Origin of the sequence: Myxococcus sp. CA040A, from assembly GCF_013336725.1 — a bacterium.
GTDB classification, from domain to species: Bacteria; Myxococcota; Myxococcia; order Myxococcales; family Myxococcaceae; genus Myxococcus; species Myxococcus llanfairpwllgwyngyllgogerychwyrndrobwllllantysiliogogogochensis.
Map to the genome: position 1 here is coordinate 1,181,767 of NZ_JABUMR010000004.1, position 16,856 is coordinate 1,198,622.

The 16,856-nt window shown below is 67.7% G+C and carries 14 protein-coding genes; 9 read left to right on the forward strand and 5 right to left on the reverse strand.

Annotated elements, in window-relative coordinates:
• Window positions 1–116 precede the first annotated feature (116 nt).
• On the forward strand, window positions 117–674 hold the full coding sequence (gene mug, locus HUA75_RS21725; protein ID WP_305794736.1) for a G/U mismatch-specific DNA glycosylase: 558 nt from the start codon (window positions 117–119) through the stop codon (window positions 672–674).
• A 7-nt stretch (window positions 675–681) separates the two neighbouring features.
• On the opposite strand, the gene HUA75_RS21730 is transcribed toward mug, so the two are convergent.
• A complete protein-coding gene (locus tag HUA75_RS21730; protein ID WP_141648904.1) occupies window positions 682–1,515 on the reverse strand; it encodes a 3'(2'),5'-bisphosphate nucleotidase CysQ in 834 nt (277 codons plus the stop codon).
• Window positions 1,516–1,741: 226 nt separating this feature from the next.
• Here HUA75_RS21730 and HUA75_RS21735 point away from each other — a divergent pair, with 226 nt between their 5' ends.
• Window positions 1,742–2,239 (forward strand): DUF3592 domain-containing protein, encoded by a 498-nt coding sequence (locus tag HUA75_RS21735; protein ID WP_141648903.1) that lies wholly within the window; start codon window positions 1,742–1,744, stop codon window positions 2,237–2,239.
• 27 nt (window positions 2,240–2,266) lie between these two features.
• Here the strand turns inward: HUA75_RS21735 and HUA75_RS21740 are convergent, their stop codons facing one another.
• A complete protein-coding gene (locus HUA75_RS21740) occupies window positions 2,267–3,376 on the reverse strand; it encodes a hypothetical protein (protein WP_174487444.1) in 1,110 nt (369 codons plus the stop codon).
• A 285-nt stretch (window positions 3,377–3,661) separates the two neighbouring features.
• Between HUA75_RS21740 and HUA75_RS21745 the strand changes: the two genes are divergently transcribed.
• Window positions 3,662–4,156: a GNAT family N-acetyltransferase gene (locus tag HUA75_RS21745; protein WP_174457258.1), complete on the forward strand. Its 495-nt coding sequence runs from the start codon at window positions 3,662–3,664 to the stop codon at window positions 4,154–4,156.
• Between the two features lie 60 nt (window positions 4,157–4,216).
• Here the strand turns inward: HUA75_RS21745 and HUA75_RS21750 are convergent, their stop codons facing one another.
• Together HUA75_RS21750 and HUA75_RS21755 are read right to left on the reverse strand one after the other, a co-directional pair.
• A complete protein-coding gene (locus HUA75_RS21750; protein ID WP_174487445.1) occupies window positions 4,217–6,667 on the reverse strand; it encodes a lectin-like protein in 2,451 nt (816 codons plus the stop codon).
• Between the two features lie 267 nt (window positions 6,668–6,934).
• Window positions 6,935–7,567 carry a response regulator transcription factor gene (locus HUA75_RS21755; protein ID WP_174487446.1) on the reverse strand — a complete coding sequence of 211 codons (633 nt, stop codon included), beginning with the start codon at window positions 7,565–7,567 and terminating at the stop codon, window positions 6,935–6,937.
• 425 nt (window positions 7,568–7,992) lie between these two features.
• Here HUA75_RS21755 and HUA75_RS21760 point away from each other — a divergent pair, with 425 nt between their 5' ends.
• From HUA75_RS21760 to HUA75_RS21780, 5 genes are all read left to right on the forward strand, one after another.
• On the forward strand, window positions 7,993–8,652 hold the full coding sequence (locus HUA75_RS21760; RefSeq protein WP_174487447.1) for a hydrolase: 660 nt from the start codon (window positions 7,993–7,995) through the stop codon (window positions 8,650–8,652).
• Window positions 8,653–8,763: 111 nt separating this feature from the next.
• Window positions 8,764–10,620: an amidohydrolase gene (locus HUA75_RS21765; RefSeq protein ID WP_174487448.1), complete on the forward strand. Its 1,857-nt coding sequence runs from the start codon at window positions 8,764–8,766 to the stop codon at window positions 10,618–10,620.
• The gene (locus HUA75_RS21770; protein WP_174487449.1) at window positions 10,610–12,265 is read left to right on the forward strand and encodes an MFS transporter; all 1,656 of its coding nucleotides are present in this window, start codon (window positions 10,610–10,612) and stop codon (window positions 12,263–12,265) included. The genes HUA75_RS21765 and HUA75_RS21770 overlap by 11 nt, the downstream gene beginning before the upstream one ends.
• Entirely contained in the window at window positions 12,262–12,489 is a 228-nt protein-coding gene (locus tag HUA75_RS21775) for a DUF1427 family protein (protein ID WP_141648148.1), read from the forward strand. The genes HUA75_RS21770 and HUA75_RS21775 overlap by 4 nt, the downstream gene beginning before the upstream one ends.
• Complete coding sequence (locus HUA75_RS21780) at window positions 12,486–12,644, forward strand: XapX domain-containing protein (RefSeq protein ID WP_141648147.1); 159 nt, start codon at window positions 12,486–12,488, stop codon at window positions 12,642–12,644. Before HUA75_RS21775 ends, HUA75_RS21780 begins: the two co-directional genes overlap by 4 nt.
• A 59-nt stretch (window positions 12,645–12,703) precedes the next feature.
• Here the strand turns inward: HUA75_RS21780 and HUA75_RS21785 are convergent, their stop codons facing one another.
• Window positions 12,704–13,447 (reverse strand): class I SAM-dependent methyltransferase, encoded by a 744-nt coding sequence (locus HUA75_RS21785; RefSeq protein ID WP_254627656.1) that lies wholly within the window; start codon window positions 13,445–13,447, stop codon window positions 12,704–12,706.
• A gap of 555 nt (window positions 13,448–14,002) precedes the next feature.
• Here HUA75_RS21785 and HUA75_RS21790 point away from each other — a divergent pair.
• A complete protein-coding gene (locus HUA75_RS21790; RefSeq protein ID WP_174487451.1) occupies window positions 14,003–16,813 on the forward strand; it encodes a hypothetical protein in 2,811 nt (936 codons plus the stop codon).
• Window positions 16,814–16,856 lie beyond the last annotated feature (43 nt).

Consider the following 16,856-nt stretch of genomic DNA (forward strand, 5'->3'; position numbering starts at 1 on the left):
CAGCGATGGGAAGAGGTCGTCCCTCTCGGAACGCAAGCGCAGAGAGTGCCCCACCGGGCACGTCCCCGCCAGCCCGGCCGTTGCCATCCCCGCGCGGCTGATGCGAGATGCGTGACATGCCCTCGCCACGAGGCCCCACGCGGGACGAGCTCGACGCCGCCACCGGCCGCCACATGCCGGACATCATCGCGCCCGGCCTGCGCGTGCTCTTCTGCGGCATCAACCCCAGCCTCTACTCCGTGGTGATGGGCCACCACTTCGCGCGCCCCGGCAACCGCTTCTGGCCCACGCTGCACCTGTCGGGCTTCACGACGCGACAGTTGAGCCCCTCGGAGCAGGGCGAGCTGCGCGAGCAGGGCCTGGGCATCACCAACGTCGTCGACCGCGCCACCGCCACCGCGGACCTGCTCGACAAGTCGGAGCTGACCGAGGGCGCCCGCTCGCTCGAAGCCAAGGTGCGCCGCTACCACCCGCGCTTCCTCGCGGTGCTGGGCATGGGCGCCTACCGCACCGCCTTCGCGCGACCCAAGGCGCAGCTCGGACTCCAGGAGGAGACCTTGGGGACCACGCGGCTGTGGGTGCTGCCCAATCCCAGCGGGCTCAATGCCCACTACCAGCTCCCGGACCTGGCCCGGCTCTACGCACAACTGCGACTCGCGGCGGACGCGCGCTGACGGCGCTTCAGGTGATGAGCCCCGCCTCGCGCGCGAAGCGGGTGACGACGGGCTGCACGTGGGGGAACGCGGCGGCGTTGCAGGCCAGCAGGCCGCGCAGGTTCTGCAGCTCGGAGCCGTCATAGCGATACGGCGTGCCGCCCAGGTCCGTGAGGATGCCCCCGGCCGAGCGCAGCACGGCCTCCGGCGCGCAGTTGTCCCAGCGATAGCTCTTGTCGCTGACGTGGAGGTAGAGGTCCGCCTGGGACTCCGCGAGCAGGCCGCACTTGACGCCCACCGAGCCGGACTCCTGCTCGCGGGTAATGCCCAGCCGGGCCACGACCTGGTTGGTCAGCTTGGAGCGATGCGAGCGCGACACCACCAGCCGCAGCGATGCGGGCTCCGCCACGTCCGACACGCGCAGGGCCCGGCGCGCGCCCGCCTTCTCCACGAAGCCCCCCTGCCCCACCACGCCCGAATAGAGCGTGTCGCCCACCGGCCGGTACACCACGCCGAGCACGGCCTCGGTGCCAATGGCCAGGCCGATGTGGATGGCGAACTCGCCGTTGCGGTTGACGAACTCCTGCGTGCCGTCGAGCGGGTCCACGAACCAGCAGCGTTCGAAGCGGCCAGCGGCCGCGCTGTTGTCGGACTCCTCGGCCACCACGCCGTCACCGGGGAAGGCCCGGCGCAGCGCCTCCACGATGAGGGCGTTGGCTCGGGTGTCCGCCTCGGTGACGGGCCCCTGGCCGCCTGCCTTGTCCTCGACGGAGAAGGGGGTGGCGTAGACCTCCAGCAAGAGGGCGCCCGCTTCACGGGCGATGCGGCGGGCGGTGTCGAGCTCGGTGTCGAGGGATGGCATGGGCGGACAGTCTGCCCTCGAATGGGGCCTGGGTGGGAGCTTGCGCGTCGGTGTGAACCTGGAGCATGGGGCGGACCGCCCCGCGCGGGGCGGATTGCCCCACCCGGCCGGACGCGCCCACGAGGGAAAATGGTGGCGTGGCTCCTGCACTGCACGAAGCGAACCGTGAGCGCTCGGGGAGCGGGCCCGCGCCCAAGCCCCCGACGCGAAGTGAGGACATGCCGAGATGATGAAGGTGCTACTGGCGGGGTTGATGCTGGTGTTCGGGGGGATGCTCGCCTTCGGGGGCGGGCGCATGCTGTACCGCGCCCATGCGAGCGAGCGCTGGCCCACCACGGAGGGCACCGTGGTGTCCTCGGGCGTGGAGACGGTGCGCAACCGGCGCACCACCCGCTTCCACCCCGAGGTGAAGTACGAGTACTCGGTGGGTGGCCATTCCTACTCGGCGGACACCATTTCGTTCGGAGGCAATGACACGGGCGCGCTGCCGGATGCCCAGCGCCTGACGCACCGGTATGCCTCCGGCACGAAGCTGCCCGTGCACTACGAACCGGACGACCCGGCCATCGCGTGCGTGGAGTGCGGCAACGCGGGGATGTCCAGCTACGTGGTGATGTTCGGCGGCCTGGCCTTCGCGGGACTCGCGGGCGCGGGCATGGTGGACATGGTGCGCTCCGACGTGCGCGAGCGGCGCCGCCTCAAGGGGCAGCGGCTCGCGCGGTAGCCATGGTCGCGGGCGCGGGCTTCCGCCTCAGCGCCTTCGCAAGGTGAAGACGTCGCCATTCTGCGCGACGACTCTGTAGCCCCCCAAGTCACCATCCACGTCCATGCCCAGCTGGAGTGGATCCGGAAACGTGTCTTCGTCGAAGTAGACGAGGAGCTTCTGGCGGGTGTCGACGAGCTCCAGGGGCCCCAGCGGCGCTGTCGCGAACACCTGGGGCACCGGGTCGGGAGCCAGCTCCTCGATGGTCTTCGTCAGACAGGTCGCCCACTCGCCCCGGTAGGCCTGCAGGCGCGCCTGGAGGTTCTGGAGCACGAGGGAGCTTCGGGCGGGAGCGGTGTTCAGCCGGTACTGGATGCGGGGCTGGCTCCAGTGCACGTCGATGAGGAACAGGCGCTTCTTGGCCTGGCGGACCTCCTCGCCTGTCCCCAGCTCCGTCAGCGCGAGCGTGAAGTCCTCGCAGAACTTCGCGTGGGTCATGGGCCGCATCGCCTCCAGACAGTGGGCGAGGGAGTACTTGCTCGCATAGCTCTGGTACACGCGGACCTCGTCGCCCAGGCGCTCGACCATGAACGAGTGGGGCTTGCGCGAGATGCGACAGTAGTAGGGGCCCGGCGTGTTCTCGAGCAGGCTCAGCAGCGCGGGCGCGCCGATGTCTCCCACGGCCGGCGCGTCGCCTCCCACCGTCGTGACGTCATCCATCCAGGAGGACGTGGCGCCGCACGAGCCCGACTCCAGGTTGTGCTTCGCGGTGAACTCCACGTAGTCCGCGAACAGCATGGACCGCAGGGTGGCCACGGAGGTCTTCAGGGCGAAGACCCGGACAACCTCCTCCAGGTCGCTCGTCGTCGTGCTCCCATAGGTGGAAAGCGGAGAGCACACGAACATCTCGATGGTGGAGAGCGAGAGCCGCGACTGGAACTTCCGTCCCTCGGCGGCGGCGCGACCGAGCAGCTCATCGAGCGGAGGATGCGCGTCCGAGCGCGAGATGAAGCGCTTGACGTCGAGCAGCTTCCCGCAGTGGGTGACCTTTCCGCGCCAGCCATTCCAGCACTTGAGACAGATGAAGAACTTCTTGGCGCACGTGTCACATTCGAGGCGGACTTCCATCTCCTCCCGCTTGCAGAAGCTGCACAGCATGACGACTCCCGGGTTGGTCGGTGCCCGGGGAGCAAGCTGTGTACCCGGAGCGCAAGCCCAGTAAAGACAAGGACCTCCCTTGCTGGAGCGCCGGACCTCGCGTCCACCCGGCACGCCTCAGCGTCCGGACGGCACGCAGGTGCGCCCCTCGGAGCAACTCGTTCCGCGTGCGTCCAACACTCCACACCTACCCCCAACGAACGCCGTGCGGCCCCGAAGCCCCTGTGTGACGCTGTCGCCCCCGCGCCGTGCCACCTGGACGGCCCTCCCTGAAGGAGCTCTCGCATGCCCGTCACCCTCCGCCCCGCCCAGCCCTCGGACGAGCCCGCTCTGGGCCGGATGGGCGCGGCGCTCGCACGGCTCCATCACGAGCTCGACCCTCAGCGCTTCATGCTTCCGGACGACGTGGAGTCTGGATACCGCTGGTGGCTGGGACGAGAGGCCCGCAAGCCTGACGCCGTCGTCCTCGTCGCCGAGCTGGACGGTGAGGTGGTGGGCTATGCGTACGGCCGCGTGGAGGACGTGGACTGGAACGCCCTGCTGGACCGCTCCGGCGGCTTCCATGATTTGTGGGTGGACGCGAAGGCCCGCCGCGCCGGCGTAGGCCCCCTGCTCGCCGAGGAGCTGATGCGCCGGCTGACGGCCCTGGGCGTGCCGCGCGTCGTCCTGCACGCCGCCGCCAAGAACGAGCCCGCACAGCGGATGTTCGCGCGCCTCGGGTGGCGCCCCACCATGGTGGAGATGACCCGCGAGGCGCCCGACACGACCAAGAAGCCCTGAGGACTCAGGGCTTCCGACACGCCCGCCCCAAATGGCGGCGGGCGTGTCACCGGGCGAGGCTCAGTCCCAGGTGGTCCAGTCTGCTTCGTGGCCTCGGTCCGTCAGCTTCAGCCACGTGTTCTGACCGTTCGTCTTGGTCAGCAGCGCGGCGTTCTCGACGGCGGTCTTGGGGACACCGGCCCCATAGCCCGAGGGACACTGGAAGTTGTCGAAAGACCCCGTCCCACCCATTGCCCAATAGTCAGACGGGCAGGCGGTCGCAGTGCAACTTGTCCCGTACTTCCGGCATGCATGCGGATGGCTTTCGGCGCAATTCGCGTCGTACCAGGTCCCATTGGCCAGAATCATGGCGCAGTGCTCGTTGCCATTGTAGTTGTTCGGCTCGGTCGCGGCCCACTGCGTAAACGGCACCGGGGCACCGCCCCAGTGAACCCACCGCCCCTCCTTTGTCTGGTCCGTGAGGTTGACCCAGACAATGGCTCCCTGCTGCTTCTGCTGGAGCGCCGTGTTCTCGATGGAGTTCCTGGGTGCCGAGAACGTCCAGCCATCGCCACAGACACTCGCGCTCCAGGCGCCAGCCGTGGCCGACAGCTTCCAGTCATTCAGCACACAGCCCTGGCTCGTACACCGGCAGGCGTGCTTCACCGCGGTATCGCAGGGCGCGTCATTCCAGGTGCCCGTCACGTTGGCCAGCGTGCAGTTCTCGGCGCCTCCCGCGTTGTTCGGCTCGCCCGTCCCCCAGGGCTGGAAGGGGACCTCCTCCCAGCGACCTGCCTCGAACTGGTCCGTCAGGTTGACCCAGGCGTTCTTGCCCGAGAGGTACGAGAGTTCCTGGAGCTGATAACCCATCGAGGCGTTCCTGGGCGGGACGAACTCATAGCCCGCGGGGCACTGCGGCCGGTTCCAGGGGCCCGTGGCGTCCGTAATGAACCAGGGATTGCCGGAGGAGGAGCCGGTTGCAATCCGGAGGCAGGCATAGGCCTTGTTCGTGGCGCAGGGGGCGTCGTTGTAGCCATACAGCCCCTTCCACTCAGCGCAATGCTCGACACCATCGTAGTTGTTGGGCTCGCCGTCAGCCCACCACTGGAAACCCTCGTACTGCCATTTGCCCTCGAGCAGGCGGTCGGAGAAGTTGACCCAGACGTTGTCTCCGCCATCGACGAGTTCCTGCAGCTTCTGGTTCTCGTAGCCGTTCTGGGGGGGAATGAATGCATATCCGTCCGGGCAGAAGTTGTACTGGGGCGCCCACTCGTAGGCCCCCGTCGACAACTTCCAGTAATCAGACGGACAGTAGGAGGCGTCACAGGTCGCGCCCACCTTCTGACAGGCGCGCCGCAGACTCGAAGCACAGTCCACGTCGTTCCACTGACCGGTATCCGCCTGGAACTCCGCGCAGTCTTCATTGTCATCCCCGTCATTCGGCTCATCCTCGCCAAAGGACCAGAGCGCCTCCTTCATCGCATCCATACTGACACCATACGGTGAATACGAGAGGTTCGACTCCACCTGGTCCATTGAGATGCTGAAGCCACAGCGCGTGGCAGCCCAGTAGTCCAGGTAGTGGGAGAACCCGGAGTACGGCAGCCCACAGTGGAGAGTCTGGTCACAGATGCGCAGCTCCGAGAACTCCGTCCAATACAGGCCCAGCGCCCCGGGCAGGTCCTGCGAGCGACAGGAGGGATATCCGGTGAACTTCTGCGCCTCGTTCGCGGGGTAACCGGGCGCGTTGACCCACAGATCCGGCTCGGCCGAGCCGCCCTCATGGTGCCCCGAACTCTCGGAGAAGACCCAGTCCTTGAGCGAGCCGCCGTTTCCATCGGGCAGGGATGAATAGTCGAATCGGTCCTTCACGGAGATGATGACCCGCTTGCCCATCCTGGCCAGCTCCTCGTTCGTCGGCCAGCGCTGGGGATGATACTCGCCGGGAGCCTGGGAGCCCGACCCCATGGCCCACGGGTTCGAGAAGTAGGTTCGCAGGTCCCGCGGAGTGAAGATGAGACTGCCCCGTGTATCCCCCGGGACATTCGGATAGGACTTGTCGAAGAAATGGCGCAACAGGTTGACCATTCGCGTCCGGGAATCCGCCGAGTTGACCTCCAGGTCCTCAATGCCAATCAGAAGAACTTCATTCTGGTTCTGGGGCTCGCGAAGCCAGGTCGAGATCTCCCCCAGGATGCCATTGATCGGCGTCGAGAAGGGCTCCACGGCATGGCTGAAACACAACCCCGGCGCCTGTGCGTTGCCGTAGGGGTCGTTCGGCTCGTCCTTGCTGTAGAAACAGCCATGGTCCCAGACGTCCACATAGAGCGCGCGCATGCCCATGGCGAGCTGGTTGTAGACATAGCGGTGCTGATTGACGCGCATGTACCAACGCCCGCCGTGGGAATAGGCATTGCTGACGTGGGCATTGTGCGCGCCAAGCCGCTGGAAGCGCTGGACCGGAATGTCTCGCTGGAGCTCGGTCTGCTGGAATCTGGCGGCGTGCGCCGCCCAGTAATCACCAGGCTCCATCGCCTGGGAGACAGCCCCTGACTCCTGGGGAGGAGTGGGTTCAGCTTCAGTCGGAGGGGTGTTGCAAGAAACGCAAGCAAGCATGCCCATGAGCAGGCAAGCATTGGCCAACTTCATATTGTGCTGTCCTTGGATGTCCCCCAGGCCCGGTTCGGCCAAGGGGGCGCGCCTTCTACATCCACCTACGTTGCGGGACAAGCACGGAACATCGGCCTGTTGAACAATTCTTGTATCGCGGAGCTGGGCAGGGAGCGCGGGGAATTCCGCTCAGAGGTCGATGATGCCCCGCCGTACGGCCACCACCACCGCGTGCGTGCGGTCCCTGGCAGAGAGCTTCGTCAGCACGTTCTTCATGTGCGTCTTGACGGTCTCTTCGGAGATCCCCATCTGCGCGGCGACTTCCTTGTTCGCGTTGCCCGCGGCGACCCGGCTCAGGACGTCCCGCTCGCGCGACGTCAGCTCGTCGTCCGCCATGTGCTCGGCCATCTCCGACGCGATGTCCGCGGCGATGCGGCGGCGCCCCGCATGCACGCTGCGGATGGTCTCCACCAGGTCCTTGCGCAGCATGCTCTTGAGCAGATAGCCGGACGCGCCCGCCTTGATGGCCCGCACGGCCTGCGCGTCGCCCTTGTAGGTCGTCAGCACGACAATGCGCGCCGCCGGAAACTCCGAGCGAATCGCGGTGATGGCGTCGATGCCATTCATCTTCGGCATCTGCACGTCCATCAAGGTGATGTCGGGCTGGTGGGTCCGATAGGCCTGGAGTGCCTGCTCGCCGTTCTCCGCCTCGGCGACCAGCTTCATGTCCGGCTGGCCGGCAATCATCCCGCTGAGCCCTTCACGCAACAGCGGATGGTCGTCGGCCACCAGGATTCGGATGTTCGAGTCCATCGCGTTCATGACGTCAAGGATACCACTCCAGGAGGGATGCCGGAATCTGGCCATCACCGCGACAACGGGACTGATACACCCTCAACACCAGCGGATTCCTCACGCCCCGTGCCGCTCTCTGCACAGGCCGAGTCCCCCGCCATCCCCCGAAATGGGGAGGACATCCTCCCTGGCATGGGGTTTCATCCAGACGTCTGGCATCGCTATCCTCTCGTCGTGCAACGACTCATCTCGATGTTTCCCGAGGGGACGCCGGGAATGGCCTGACTATGGCTGCGATTGCCCGTGACGGGGGCCTTGCCCTTCAACGCCACTGGGGATTGAGCCGTCACCCGAACGGGGGATGCTCTCGCGGGACTTCCGGGTGTTTTATGTAAAACCCAGGTCGACGGCAGTCTCGTCCCCATGAAGTGCAAACACCCCCGAGGAGCCCCATGCCCAACGCCAATCCTACCCCCGGCAAGAACCTGCTCACCCCCGACAACCACGCGCTCATCCTCGTGGACCATCAGTCGCAGATGGCCTTCGCGACGCGCTCCATCGACATCTCGCTGCTGCGCAACAACACCGCGCTCATCGCCAAGGCGGCCGCGGGCTTTCGCGTCCCCACGCTCCTGACCACCGTCGCGGAGAAGAGCTTCTCGGGGCCCCTGTTCCCTGAAATCAAGGAGGTCTTCCCCGAGGCCAGGGTCGTGGACCGCACCACGATGAACGCCTGGGAGGACCCGCAGGTCACCGAGCAGGTCAACCGCTTCGACAAGGAGCGGCTGGTGATTGCCGGCCTGTGGACGGGTGTCTGCATCGTCGGGCCGGTGCTGTCCGCCATCGACCAGGGCTTCAAGGTCTACGTCATCACCGACGCCAGCGGGGACATCTCCGAGGAGGCCCACGAGCGCGCGGTGCAGCGCATGGTTCAGGCCGGCGCCATGCCGATGACCAGCCTCCAGTACCTGCTGGAGCTCCAGCGGGACTGGGCGCGCGGCGCCACCTACGCGTTGACCACGGGCATCGCCACCAGCAACGGCGGGGGCTACGGCCTGGGCGTCCAGTACGCCAAGTCCATGTTCAACGCCTCCGAGGGCGGCCAGCACTGACGTCGTCCCGCTTTCCGTCACACCCCGGCGATGGACACGCGCCCCCAGCCCCCCGGGCCGCGTCCGTCGTCGTGTCGTTGTCCGCCCCCTCCTCCGCGCACGAGCACCCCCATGGCCGACCTGATTGTCCGCAACGCCCGCATCACTACCCTTGACCGGGACCATCCGGAGGCCCAGGCCCTGGCCATCTCCGGAGGCCTCGTGGAGGCCGTGGGAGACGAGGCCACCCTCATGGCGCTCGCCGCACCGGGGACGCGGGTCATCGACGCGGGCGGGCGGCGGCTGGTTCCCGGCCTCAATGACAGCCACATCCACCTGATTCGCGGAGGGCTCAACTACAACCTGGAGCTGCGCTGGGACGGCGTGCGCTCGCTGGCGGACGCGATGGCGCTCTTGCGCGAGCAGGTGGCTCGCACTCCGGCGCCGCAGTGGGTCCGCGTGGTGGGAGGCTTCAGCGAGCACCAGTTCGTCGAGAAGCGCCTGCCCACGCTGGAGGAGCTCAACGAGGCCGCGCCGGAGACGCCCGTCTTCATCCTCCACCTGTACGACAGGGCGCTGCTCAATCGCGCCGCCCTGCGCGCGGTGGGCTACGGCAAGGAGACGCCGGACCCGCCGGGCGGACGCATCGAGCGCGACGCGCGCGGCAATCCCACGGGCCTGCTGCTGGCCAGCCCCAACGCGCTCATCCTGTACGCGACGCTCGCCATGGGGCCCCGACTGCCCCCGGAGTACCAGCTCAACTCCACGCGCCACTTCATGCGCGAGCTGAACCGGCTGGGTGTCACGTCCGTCATCGACGCGGGCGGCGGCTTCCAGAACTATCCGGAGGACTACGACATCATCCAGAAGCTGCACGCCGACGGCGAGCTGACGGTGCGCATCGCCTACAACCTCTTCACCCAGAAGAAGGGCGCGGAGGTGGCGGACTTCGAGCGCTGGACGGGCATGCTCACCCCCCGCCAGGGCGACGACATGATGCGCCACAACGGCGCGGGCGAGATGCTCGTGTTCTCCGCCGCGGACTTCGAGGACTTCCGCATGCCCCGGCCGGAGCTGCCCGCGGGCATGGAAGGCGAGCTGGAGTCGGTGGTGCGCCTCCTGGCCCAGAAGCGCTGGCCGTTCCGTATCCACGCCACCTACGACGAGAGCATCAGCCGGGTGCTGGACGTGTACGAGAAGGTGAACCGGGACGTGCCGCTGGACGGTCTGCACTGGCTCATCGACCACGCGGAGACCATCTCCGAGCGCAACATCGAGCGCGTGCGCGCGCTCAGCGGTGGCATCGCCATCCAGCACCGCATGGCCTACCAGGGCGAGTACTTCGCGGAGCGCTACGGCCGTGACGCCGTCCGCCGCACGCCCCCGGTGCGCAAGATGCTGGAGCTGGGCGTGCCCGTGGGTGCCGGCACGGATGCCACGCGCGTGGCCAGCTACAACCCCTGGGTGGCGATGTATTGGCTCGTCACCGGCCGCACGCTGGGCGGGCTGGCGATGTACGGCGAGGACAACGTCCTGGAGCGCGAGGAGGCCCTGCGCTTGTGGACGCACGGCAGCGCGTGGTTCTCCCACGAACAGGAGCGCAAGGGACTGCTCAAGCCCGGCTACTTCGCGGACTTCACCGTGTTGTCGTCGGACTTCTTCCAGGTGCCGGAGGCGTCCATCCTGGACATCACCAGCGTGCTCACGGTGGTGGGCGGCAAGGTGGTGCATGGCGATGGCGACTTCGGTCCGCTCGCGCCCCAACTGCCCCGGCCGATGCCGGACTGGTCTCCGGTGAATCGCTTCGGCGGCTACCAGGGCGGCACCGTCGCCCAGGCCCGGGCCGCCTTCCAGGGGGCCTCGCACGCGCATGGAGACTCCTGCGCCATGCACGGCCATGGCAGGACTCACGCTTCGCGCCACCAGGTCCCCACGAGCGACGACACCGGGTTCTGGGGCGCGCTCGGGTGCCTCTGCTATGCCTTCTGAGGCGAACGTCGCGGCGGCCCCGGCGGTGCCCGCGCCGGAGGTCGGCCCGTGGGCGCCGCTGCGCCACTCCTCGTTCCGGACGATGTGGTTCGCGGTCCTGGCCAGCCACATCGGGACGTGGGTCCATGACGTCGCCGCCGCGTGGTTCATGTCCGAGCGGACGGGCTCCCCGTTGATGGTCGCCGCGGTGCAGTCCGCGACGACGATGCCCGTCGTGGTGTTCGCCCTCGTCGCGGGCACGCTGGCGGACATCGTCGACCGGCGGCGCTACCTCATCGCCGTGCAGGTGTGGATGCTGGTCATGGCGACGACGCTCGCCTGGTTCGCCCTCTCCGGCAGGATGAATGAGTGGGTGCTGCTGGGGCTGACGTTCGCGCTCGGGACGGGCGCGGCCATGGCGATGCCGGCGCAGGCGGCGACGACCGCGGAGCTCGTGCCACGGCCCCTGCTGGCGCCCGCCGTGGCGCTCAGCTCCATCGGGATGAACATCGCGCGCTCGGTGGGACCGGCGCTGGGCGGGCTGATTGTCGCGTGCTTCGGCGTCGGCTGGGCCTTGTCGCTGGACGCGGTCTCCTACCTGGGCGTGCTGCTGGCCCTGCTCCTCTGGCGGAGGGAGGCGACTGTCTCGACGCTGCCCTCGGAGCCCTTTGGCATCGCCCTGCGCGCGGGGCTTCGCTACGCGTCGAAGTCGGGTGACTTGCGCTCCGTGCTGCTCAAGTCGGCCTGTTTCTACGTCTTCGCCAGCGCGCTGCCCGCGCAGCTCGCCATCGTCGTGCGCAAGGAACTGGGCGCGGGAGCGGGCACGTACGGGTTGCTGCTGACGTGTATCGGAGCGGGCGCCGTCGCGGGCGCCGTGCTGCTGCCCCGGCTCCGTGCGCGACTGGGGGTCGACCGGCTGGTGTTCGGCGCCACGGTGCTCTACGCGCTCACCATGCTCGTCGTGGCCCACGTGCGAGTGCTCCAGGTGCTGGGCGTGGCCATGGTGTTCAACGGCCTGGCGTGGATCAGCGTGTTGTCCTCGCTCCAGACGGCCACCCATGTCTCCGTTCCCACGTGGGTTCGGGCCCGGGCGCTGTCGCTCTACATCGTGGTCTTCTCCGCGGGCATGGCCGGAGGAGGCCTCCTGTGGGGCTCCGTGGCCCAGCGCTTCGGAGTCCCCGTCTCGCTGACGGCGGCGTCCCTGGCGGCGGTGCTCGCGGGCGCCTTCTCGCTGCGCTTCCGGCTGAGCGCGGCCATGACGCGCAACACCGCGCCCTCTTCGCACTGGCCGTCGCCGGAGCTGACCGAGGCCATCGAGCAGGACCGGGGACCGGTGCTCATCACCGTGGAGTACCGCATCGCCCCCAGGGACCGCGCGACGTTCCTTCCGGTCATCCACCAGCTCGGCGGCACGCGGCGCCGCGACGGTGCCGTGCAGTGGGACGTCATGGAGGACACGGCGGAGCCTGGGCGCTTCCTCGAGTACTTCGTCGTCGGCTCGTGGATGGAGCACCTGCGTCAACACGAGCGCGTCACGCATGAGGAGAAGGCGCTGCAGGACACGCTGCGCGCGCTCCACCAGGACAGCCAGCCGCCGTCCGTTCGTCACTTCGTCGGCGCCGCGCCGACGAGCCCCCGTCTCACCCCCTTGGAGAACAACTCGTGAACTGGAAACTGTGTGTGGGCCTGCTCCTGGGCCTGGGTATTGGCTTTGGTTGCCGCTGGTTGGGCGTGCCCGCGCCCGCGCCGCCGGTGCTGGTGGGGGCGCTGCTCGTCGTCGCGATGACGAGCGGCTACACCCTGACGGACAAGCTGCTGGCGTCCCGTCCCGCGCGCAATCACGTCAACTGTGGCGGTCCCACCGGCGAGACGCAGGGGACGCGCTCATGATGCTGGCCCTGTTGGGATTCGCCCTGGCGCTCATCATTGGCGCGGGGTGCCGGCTGCTCGACATTCCCCTGCCCGCTCCGCCGAAGCTCCAGGGCGCGCTGCTGGTGGTGGCCATGACGGTGGGCTTCCTCATGGGGGAGCGGCTCCTGGGCTGAAGCACGCTCGCGCGCGCGGAGGACGCCGTGCCAGGCGGCCTCCGCGCGTCGCGCATGCGTCAGGGCTTGGGGATGAGGACAAGGTCCTCGTCCTGCTCCAGGCGGTACACGCCGTCCGCGCCCCGGCAGCGCTCGGCATGCAGGCGGAGCTTCCGGTCGAGTTCGCGGGCCTGGTCCGGGCTCATGGCCGCGAGCTGCTCCGCGGTGAAGCAGCCCTCGAGCACGAAGAAGCGGCAGAGCGTGTACATCTCCTCGAAGGTCTGCGCGACGAAGCCGCTCATCGTCGGGAGCACCTCGTGGGGCAGGTGTTTGCCCCGCACGGTGTCCAGCATCAGCTCGCCAAAGTTCAGCGTCTCCGCGAAGTCACGGCACAGCTCGTAGGTGGGCCCACGGGCGGCGGCCATGATGAGCAGGCAGTAGCCGCCGGGACGGACGAACGAAAGCAGTCTGTCCATGAAGGCGCCCCAGTCCGCGAGGGGCACGTGGTACAGGACGTGTGAGCACAGGACGAGTTCGTACTGCTCGGTGGAGGCATAGCGCTCCAGGGGCTCGACGAGGACCTTCGCCTTGTCGAGCTTCAGTCCTGAAATCTGCTCGCGATTGGGTTCGAGCAGCGTGAGTGAGCCGAAGTGTGGCGCGAGCCGCTCGGCCACCTTGCCCGACCCGGCGCCCACGTCCAGCAGCGTGCGCGGGAGTGGAAGACCTGGGAGCATCCGCTCCTCGACGACACGCGCGATGTTCTCGGGGTGGCGCGCGGTGGCGGCCAGCAGGCGAAAAGCCGTGGCGTATTCCTGCGGCGACATCGTGATTCCCATATCAGTCCCCCTGCTCCTGTTGAGATGCCAGTCCCGGTGCCCCTCACTGGGATGAGCGCCAGCGTATCGCCCCCACGCGCGGGGAGCACCTGGCTGGGCGCGGAGAACAGGCACCTGCGAACGGGCATCGAGGAGGACACGAGGACAACCCGCTGGATTCCGCCCGGTGACCTCGAACGCCGCACGTTGGCGACCGTGACTCCATGGCGAAATTGCCGAGGGCATACCGGGGGATTGGCCGTTCGCCCTGCGAAACCGTGCCTCCGCCCCTCTGCCTTGCCGGGGGCAAGGCCCCACAGATCAGTGGGTGCTGTCCACCACAGGGGCACGGCTCCTCGCGCGAGGCAACATGCATCCCCGCAGGGAAGCCCCGCATGTCGCGCCATTGGTCTGACGATTGCTCTGTTGGACGCAATGACAACTCTCATCCGCAGAGAAAACTGGCGGGCCCTGGCCCTCACGGCCTCGTTACTCCTCGGTTGCACCAGTGACACACCTACACCTCCCGAAGGACCTCCTGGGGGGGACGACACGACCGTCCAGTTGACGCTCACGCGCCTGGGCGCGGGCACCCTCACCTCCAGCCCCGCCGCCATTTCGTGCGGCGGCACCTGTCTGGCCTCGTTCACCAAGGGCACCGCCGTCACGCTGACCGCCACGCCTGACACGGGGTACGCCTTCGGTGGGTGGAGCGGCGGCGGATGCACAGGCACGGAGACTTGCGCCATCACCCTCGACGCCGACACCACCGTGCAGGGGAGCTTTACCCCGGTCACTGTCGCGGGCACCCAATACATTCCCTTGAGCCTTGCCTCCGGCCCCATCGCCGACAAGACGCCCGTGCGCACTGGCGTCCCCCTCCCCAAGGGAGCCCTGTCGAACATCGCCGAGCTGCGGCTGGAGACCGGTGACGGCAGCCAGGAAGTTCCAGCCCAGTTCGACGCCATCTCGCGCTGGCCGGATGGATCCATCAAGGTAGCCCTCGTCCACCTCGTCGCCGACCTCGGCGAAGCTCGCTCCTACCGCGTCGCCTATGGCCCTGGCGTCGTGCGCGCCGCCCTGCCCCGTAACGTGGCCATCAGCGGCACGCCGACCACCGAGCTCACCGTCGACACGGGCCTGGTGAAGTTCGCCGTCAACAACAAGGGCGTCATCAACAAGCTCTGGCGCGACACCAACACCAACGGCACGTTCGAAACGGGCGAGCAGCTCCTCAACGGCGGAGACCTGTTCATGGTCAACGCCTACGACAACCTGGAGTACACCGCTGGCGCGGCCAGCGACGCGGTCGTCACCGTGGAAGAGAACGGGCCGATGCGCGCGGTCATCAAGGCCCAGGGCTCCCTCACCAACGGCAGCGGCGCGAAGCTCATCAAGTACCTGGTCCGCTACTACGCCCTCCAGGGCTCCGACAAGGTCGACATCGAGGTCTCCGTCATCGACGACCGCCTGGAGCCGAACGTCCAGACCAACCCCGCGTCGTTCGCCATCGCCGGCAAGGCGCTGGGCCTGCGCTGGACCTACCTCTCCGACAGCGCGGCCGACTACCGCTTCGGCGGTGAGAGCGGCGCCGCCTATGCCGCCAAGGTCTCCGGAGAGCACTTCCTGCTCCAGAAGGGAGAGTTCACCTTCAACAACGGCGTCGACCTGGGCCACACGTTCAACTACAGCGGCGTGGGCACAGGCGCCAAGGCCGCCGGTTGGGTCGCCCTGGATTCCGGCAGCCGTCACCTGGCCTTGATGGTCCGGGACTTCTGGCAGCAGTTCCCGGGCGAGCTGAGCATCAACGGCAACACCCTGACCGCCTCCCTCTTCCCCGCACGCGGCGGCACCGCGGAGACCACGCAGCCCACGCTGTCCGGCACTCGCTATATCCGGGCGCAGAGCATGTACTTCGCCCGCCCAGGTGGCGCGAAGACGTACCAGCTTCGGCTCGCCTCGAGCACCGGCCTGCCCACCACCAGCGCGCTGCACACGGCCAACGACAGCTATCAGCGCCACCGCCTGGAGCTGACGGCCACCCCGGCCTGGTACTCGACGTCAGGTGTCTTCGGCGACCTGACGCCCACGCCCCAGCTCAGCACCAACAAGGGCTACGACAACATGCTGATGCGTGACATCTACGAGCGGAGCATCGAGCAGTCCGATGGCAACGCCACGATGTTTGGCTGGCGTGACTACGGCGACCGGCTGCGCGCGGGCTGGGCGCTCGAGGTCAATGGCGTCTACGTGCCCAGCTTCTACAATGACACCCACGTCGGCGCGAACAACTTCCTCACGCAGTACCTGCGCAGCGGAGACGCTCGCTGGTTCCAGCTCGGGGAGATCAGCACCCGTCACTTCATGGACATCGACGTGTCGCATGGGCCCCGCGCGGGCTACTGGGCCACGGGCGGCGCGCCGCAGCCCGCGGGCGAGGTGCATGCCATCAACCATGAAAACATCGACCACCAGGTCCGCAACCTGCACTGGGGCCATGCGCACGTCAGCGGCATGAGCAATCTCTACCTGCTCACGGGCGACAAGCGCTCGCTCGACGTGCTCACGGAGATCGCCAACTGGTGGAAGTTCGTCACCCCGCACTTCTTCAAGCGCCCGTTCAAGTTCGCGGACCGGTACCGCGAGGCCGAGCGCGACTATGGCTGGCCCCTCTATGTGATGAATGAGTACGTGCGAGTGACGGGAGATGCGACGTACCACAAGGACGTGGCGGGCCACCTGGCCGCCTACATCGTCGAGTGGTTCAGGACCCCGAGCAATCACGTGGGCTTCAACCCGGCCACGAACACCGTCTCCAACACCGTCCTGGGCGTGAATGATGCCACCCAGGGAACGGGCTACTGGACGATGACCAAGATGGACAACAACGCCGGGTTCAACGCCACTGGGACGAACCCCTGGATGGCGGGGGCCTTCATGGGCAACCTCATCAGGTTTCATCAGGCCGACGTGTTGTTCTCCGCCGCGGGCAAGCCCTCCGGCGTGAGTCACGCCCAGATGGTGGACATGTTGCTCCAGGGCATGAACTACGTCGTCAAGTATGGCTACGACAGCACCCGCAAGTTCTTCGTGTACTCAGAAGCGCAGCGCGGCTACGACGGCGGCGACCACCACATCCTCTACCCGCTGGCCTATCTGGACCGCCTGTACAAGCAGGAGCTCGCCGCGGGCCGCATCAGCAACCCCGCCTGGTTCGACACCCAGGCCACATGGGGCGCGCTCGCCACGCGTCGCTACGACGAACTCCAGAACCTGACCGTCGGCGCGAGCACCCAATCCTATGGCTTCTATGGCTATGAGATTGTCTATCCCGCCGACTACTTCACCGTGATGAAGGACACGCTCGGCCGGTAGCGCCGGAGCCCATGTCGCGGGAGGGCAGGACGCCAGACAGTCC

Bases quoted from the DNA above. Each gene is read 5' to 3' on its own strand.
- mug (WP_305794736.1), top strand. From the start codon at position 117: ATGCCCTCGCCACGAGGCCCCACGCGGGACGAGCTCGACGCCGCCACC.
- HUA75_RS21730 (WP_141648904.1), bottom strand. From the start codon at position 1,515: ATGCCATCCCTCGACACCGAGCTCGACACCGCCCGCCGCATCGCCCGT.
- HUA75_RS21735 (WP_141648903.1), top strand. From the start codon at position 1,742: ATGATGAAGGTGCTACTGGCGGGGTTGATGCTGGTGTTCGGGGGGATG.
- HUA75_RS21740 (WP_174487444.1), bottom strand. From the start codon at position 3,376: ATGCTGTGCAGCTTCTGCAAGCGGGAGGAGATGGAAGTCCGCCTCGAA.
- HUA75_RS21745 (WP_174457258.1), top strand. From the start codon at position 3,662: ATGCCCGTCACCCTCCGCCCCGCCCAGCCCTCGGACGAGCCCGCTCTG.
- HUA75_RS21750 (WP_174487445.1), bottom strand. From the start codon at position 6,667: ATGGAGCCTGGTGATTACTGGGCGGCGCACGCCGCCAGATTCCAGCAG.
- HUA75_RS21755 (WP_174487446.1), bottom strand. From the start codon at position 7,567: ATGAACGCGATGGACTCGAACATCCGAATCCTGGTGGCCGACGACCAT.
- HUA75_RS21760 (WP_174487447.1), top strand. From the start codon at position 7,993: ATGCCCAACGCCAATCCTACCCCCGGCAAGAACCTGCTCACCCCCGAC.
- HUA75_RS21765 (WP_174487448.1), top strand. From the start codon at position 8,764: ATGGCCGACCTGATTGTCCGCAACGCCCGCATCACTACCCTTGACCGG.
- HUA75_RS21770 (WP_174487449.1), top strand. From the start codon at position 10,610: ATGCCTTCTGAGGCGAACGTCGCGGCGGCCCCGGCGGTGCCCGCGCCG.
- HUA75_RS21780 (WP_141648147.1), top strand. From the start codon at position 12,486: ATGATGCTGGCCCTGTTGGGATTCGCCCTGGCGCTCATCATTGGCGCG.
- HUA75_RS21785 (WP_254627656.1), bottom strand. From the start codon at position 13,447: ATGTCGCCGCAGGAATACGCCACGGCTTTTCGCCTGCTGGCCGCCACC.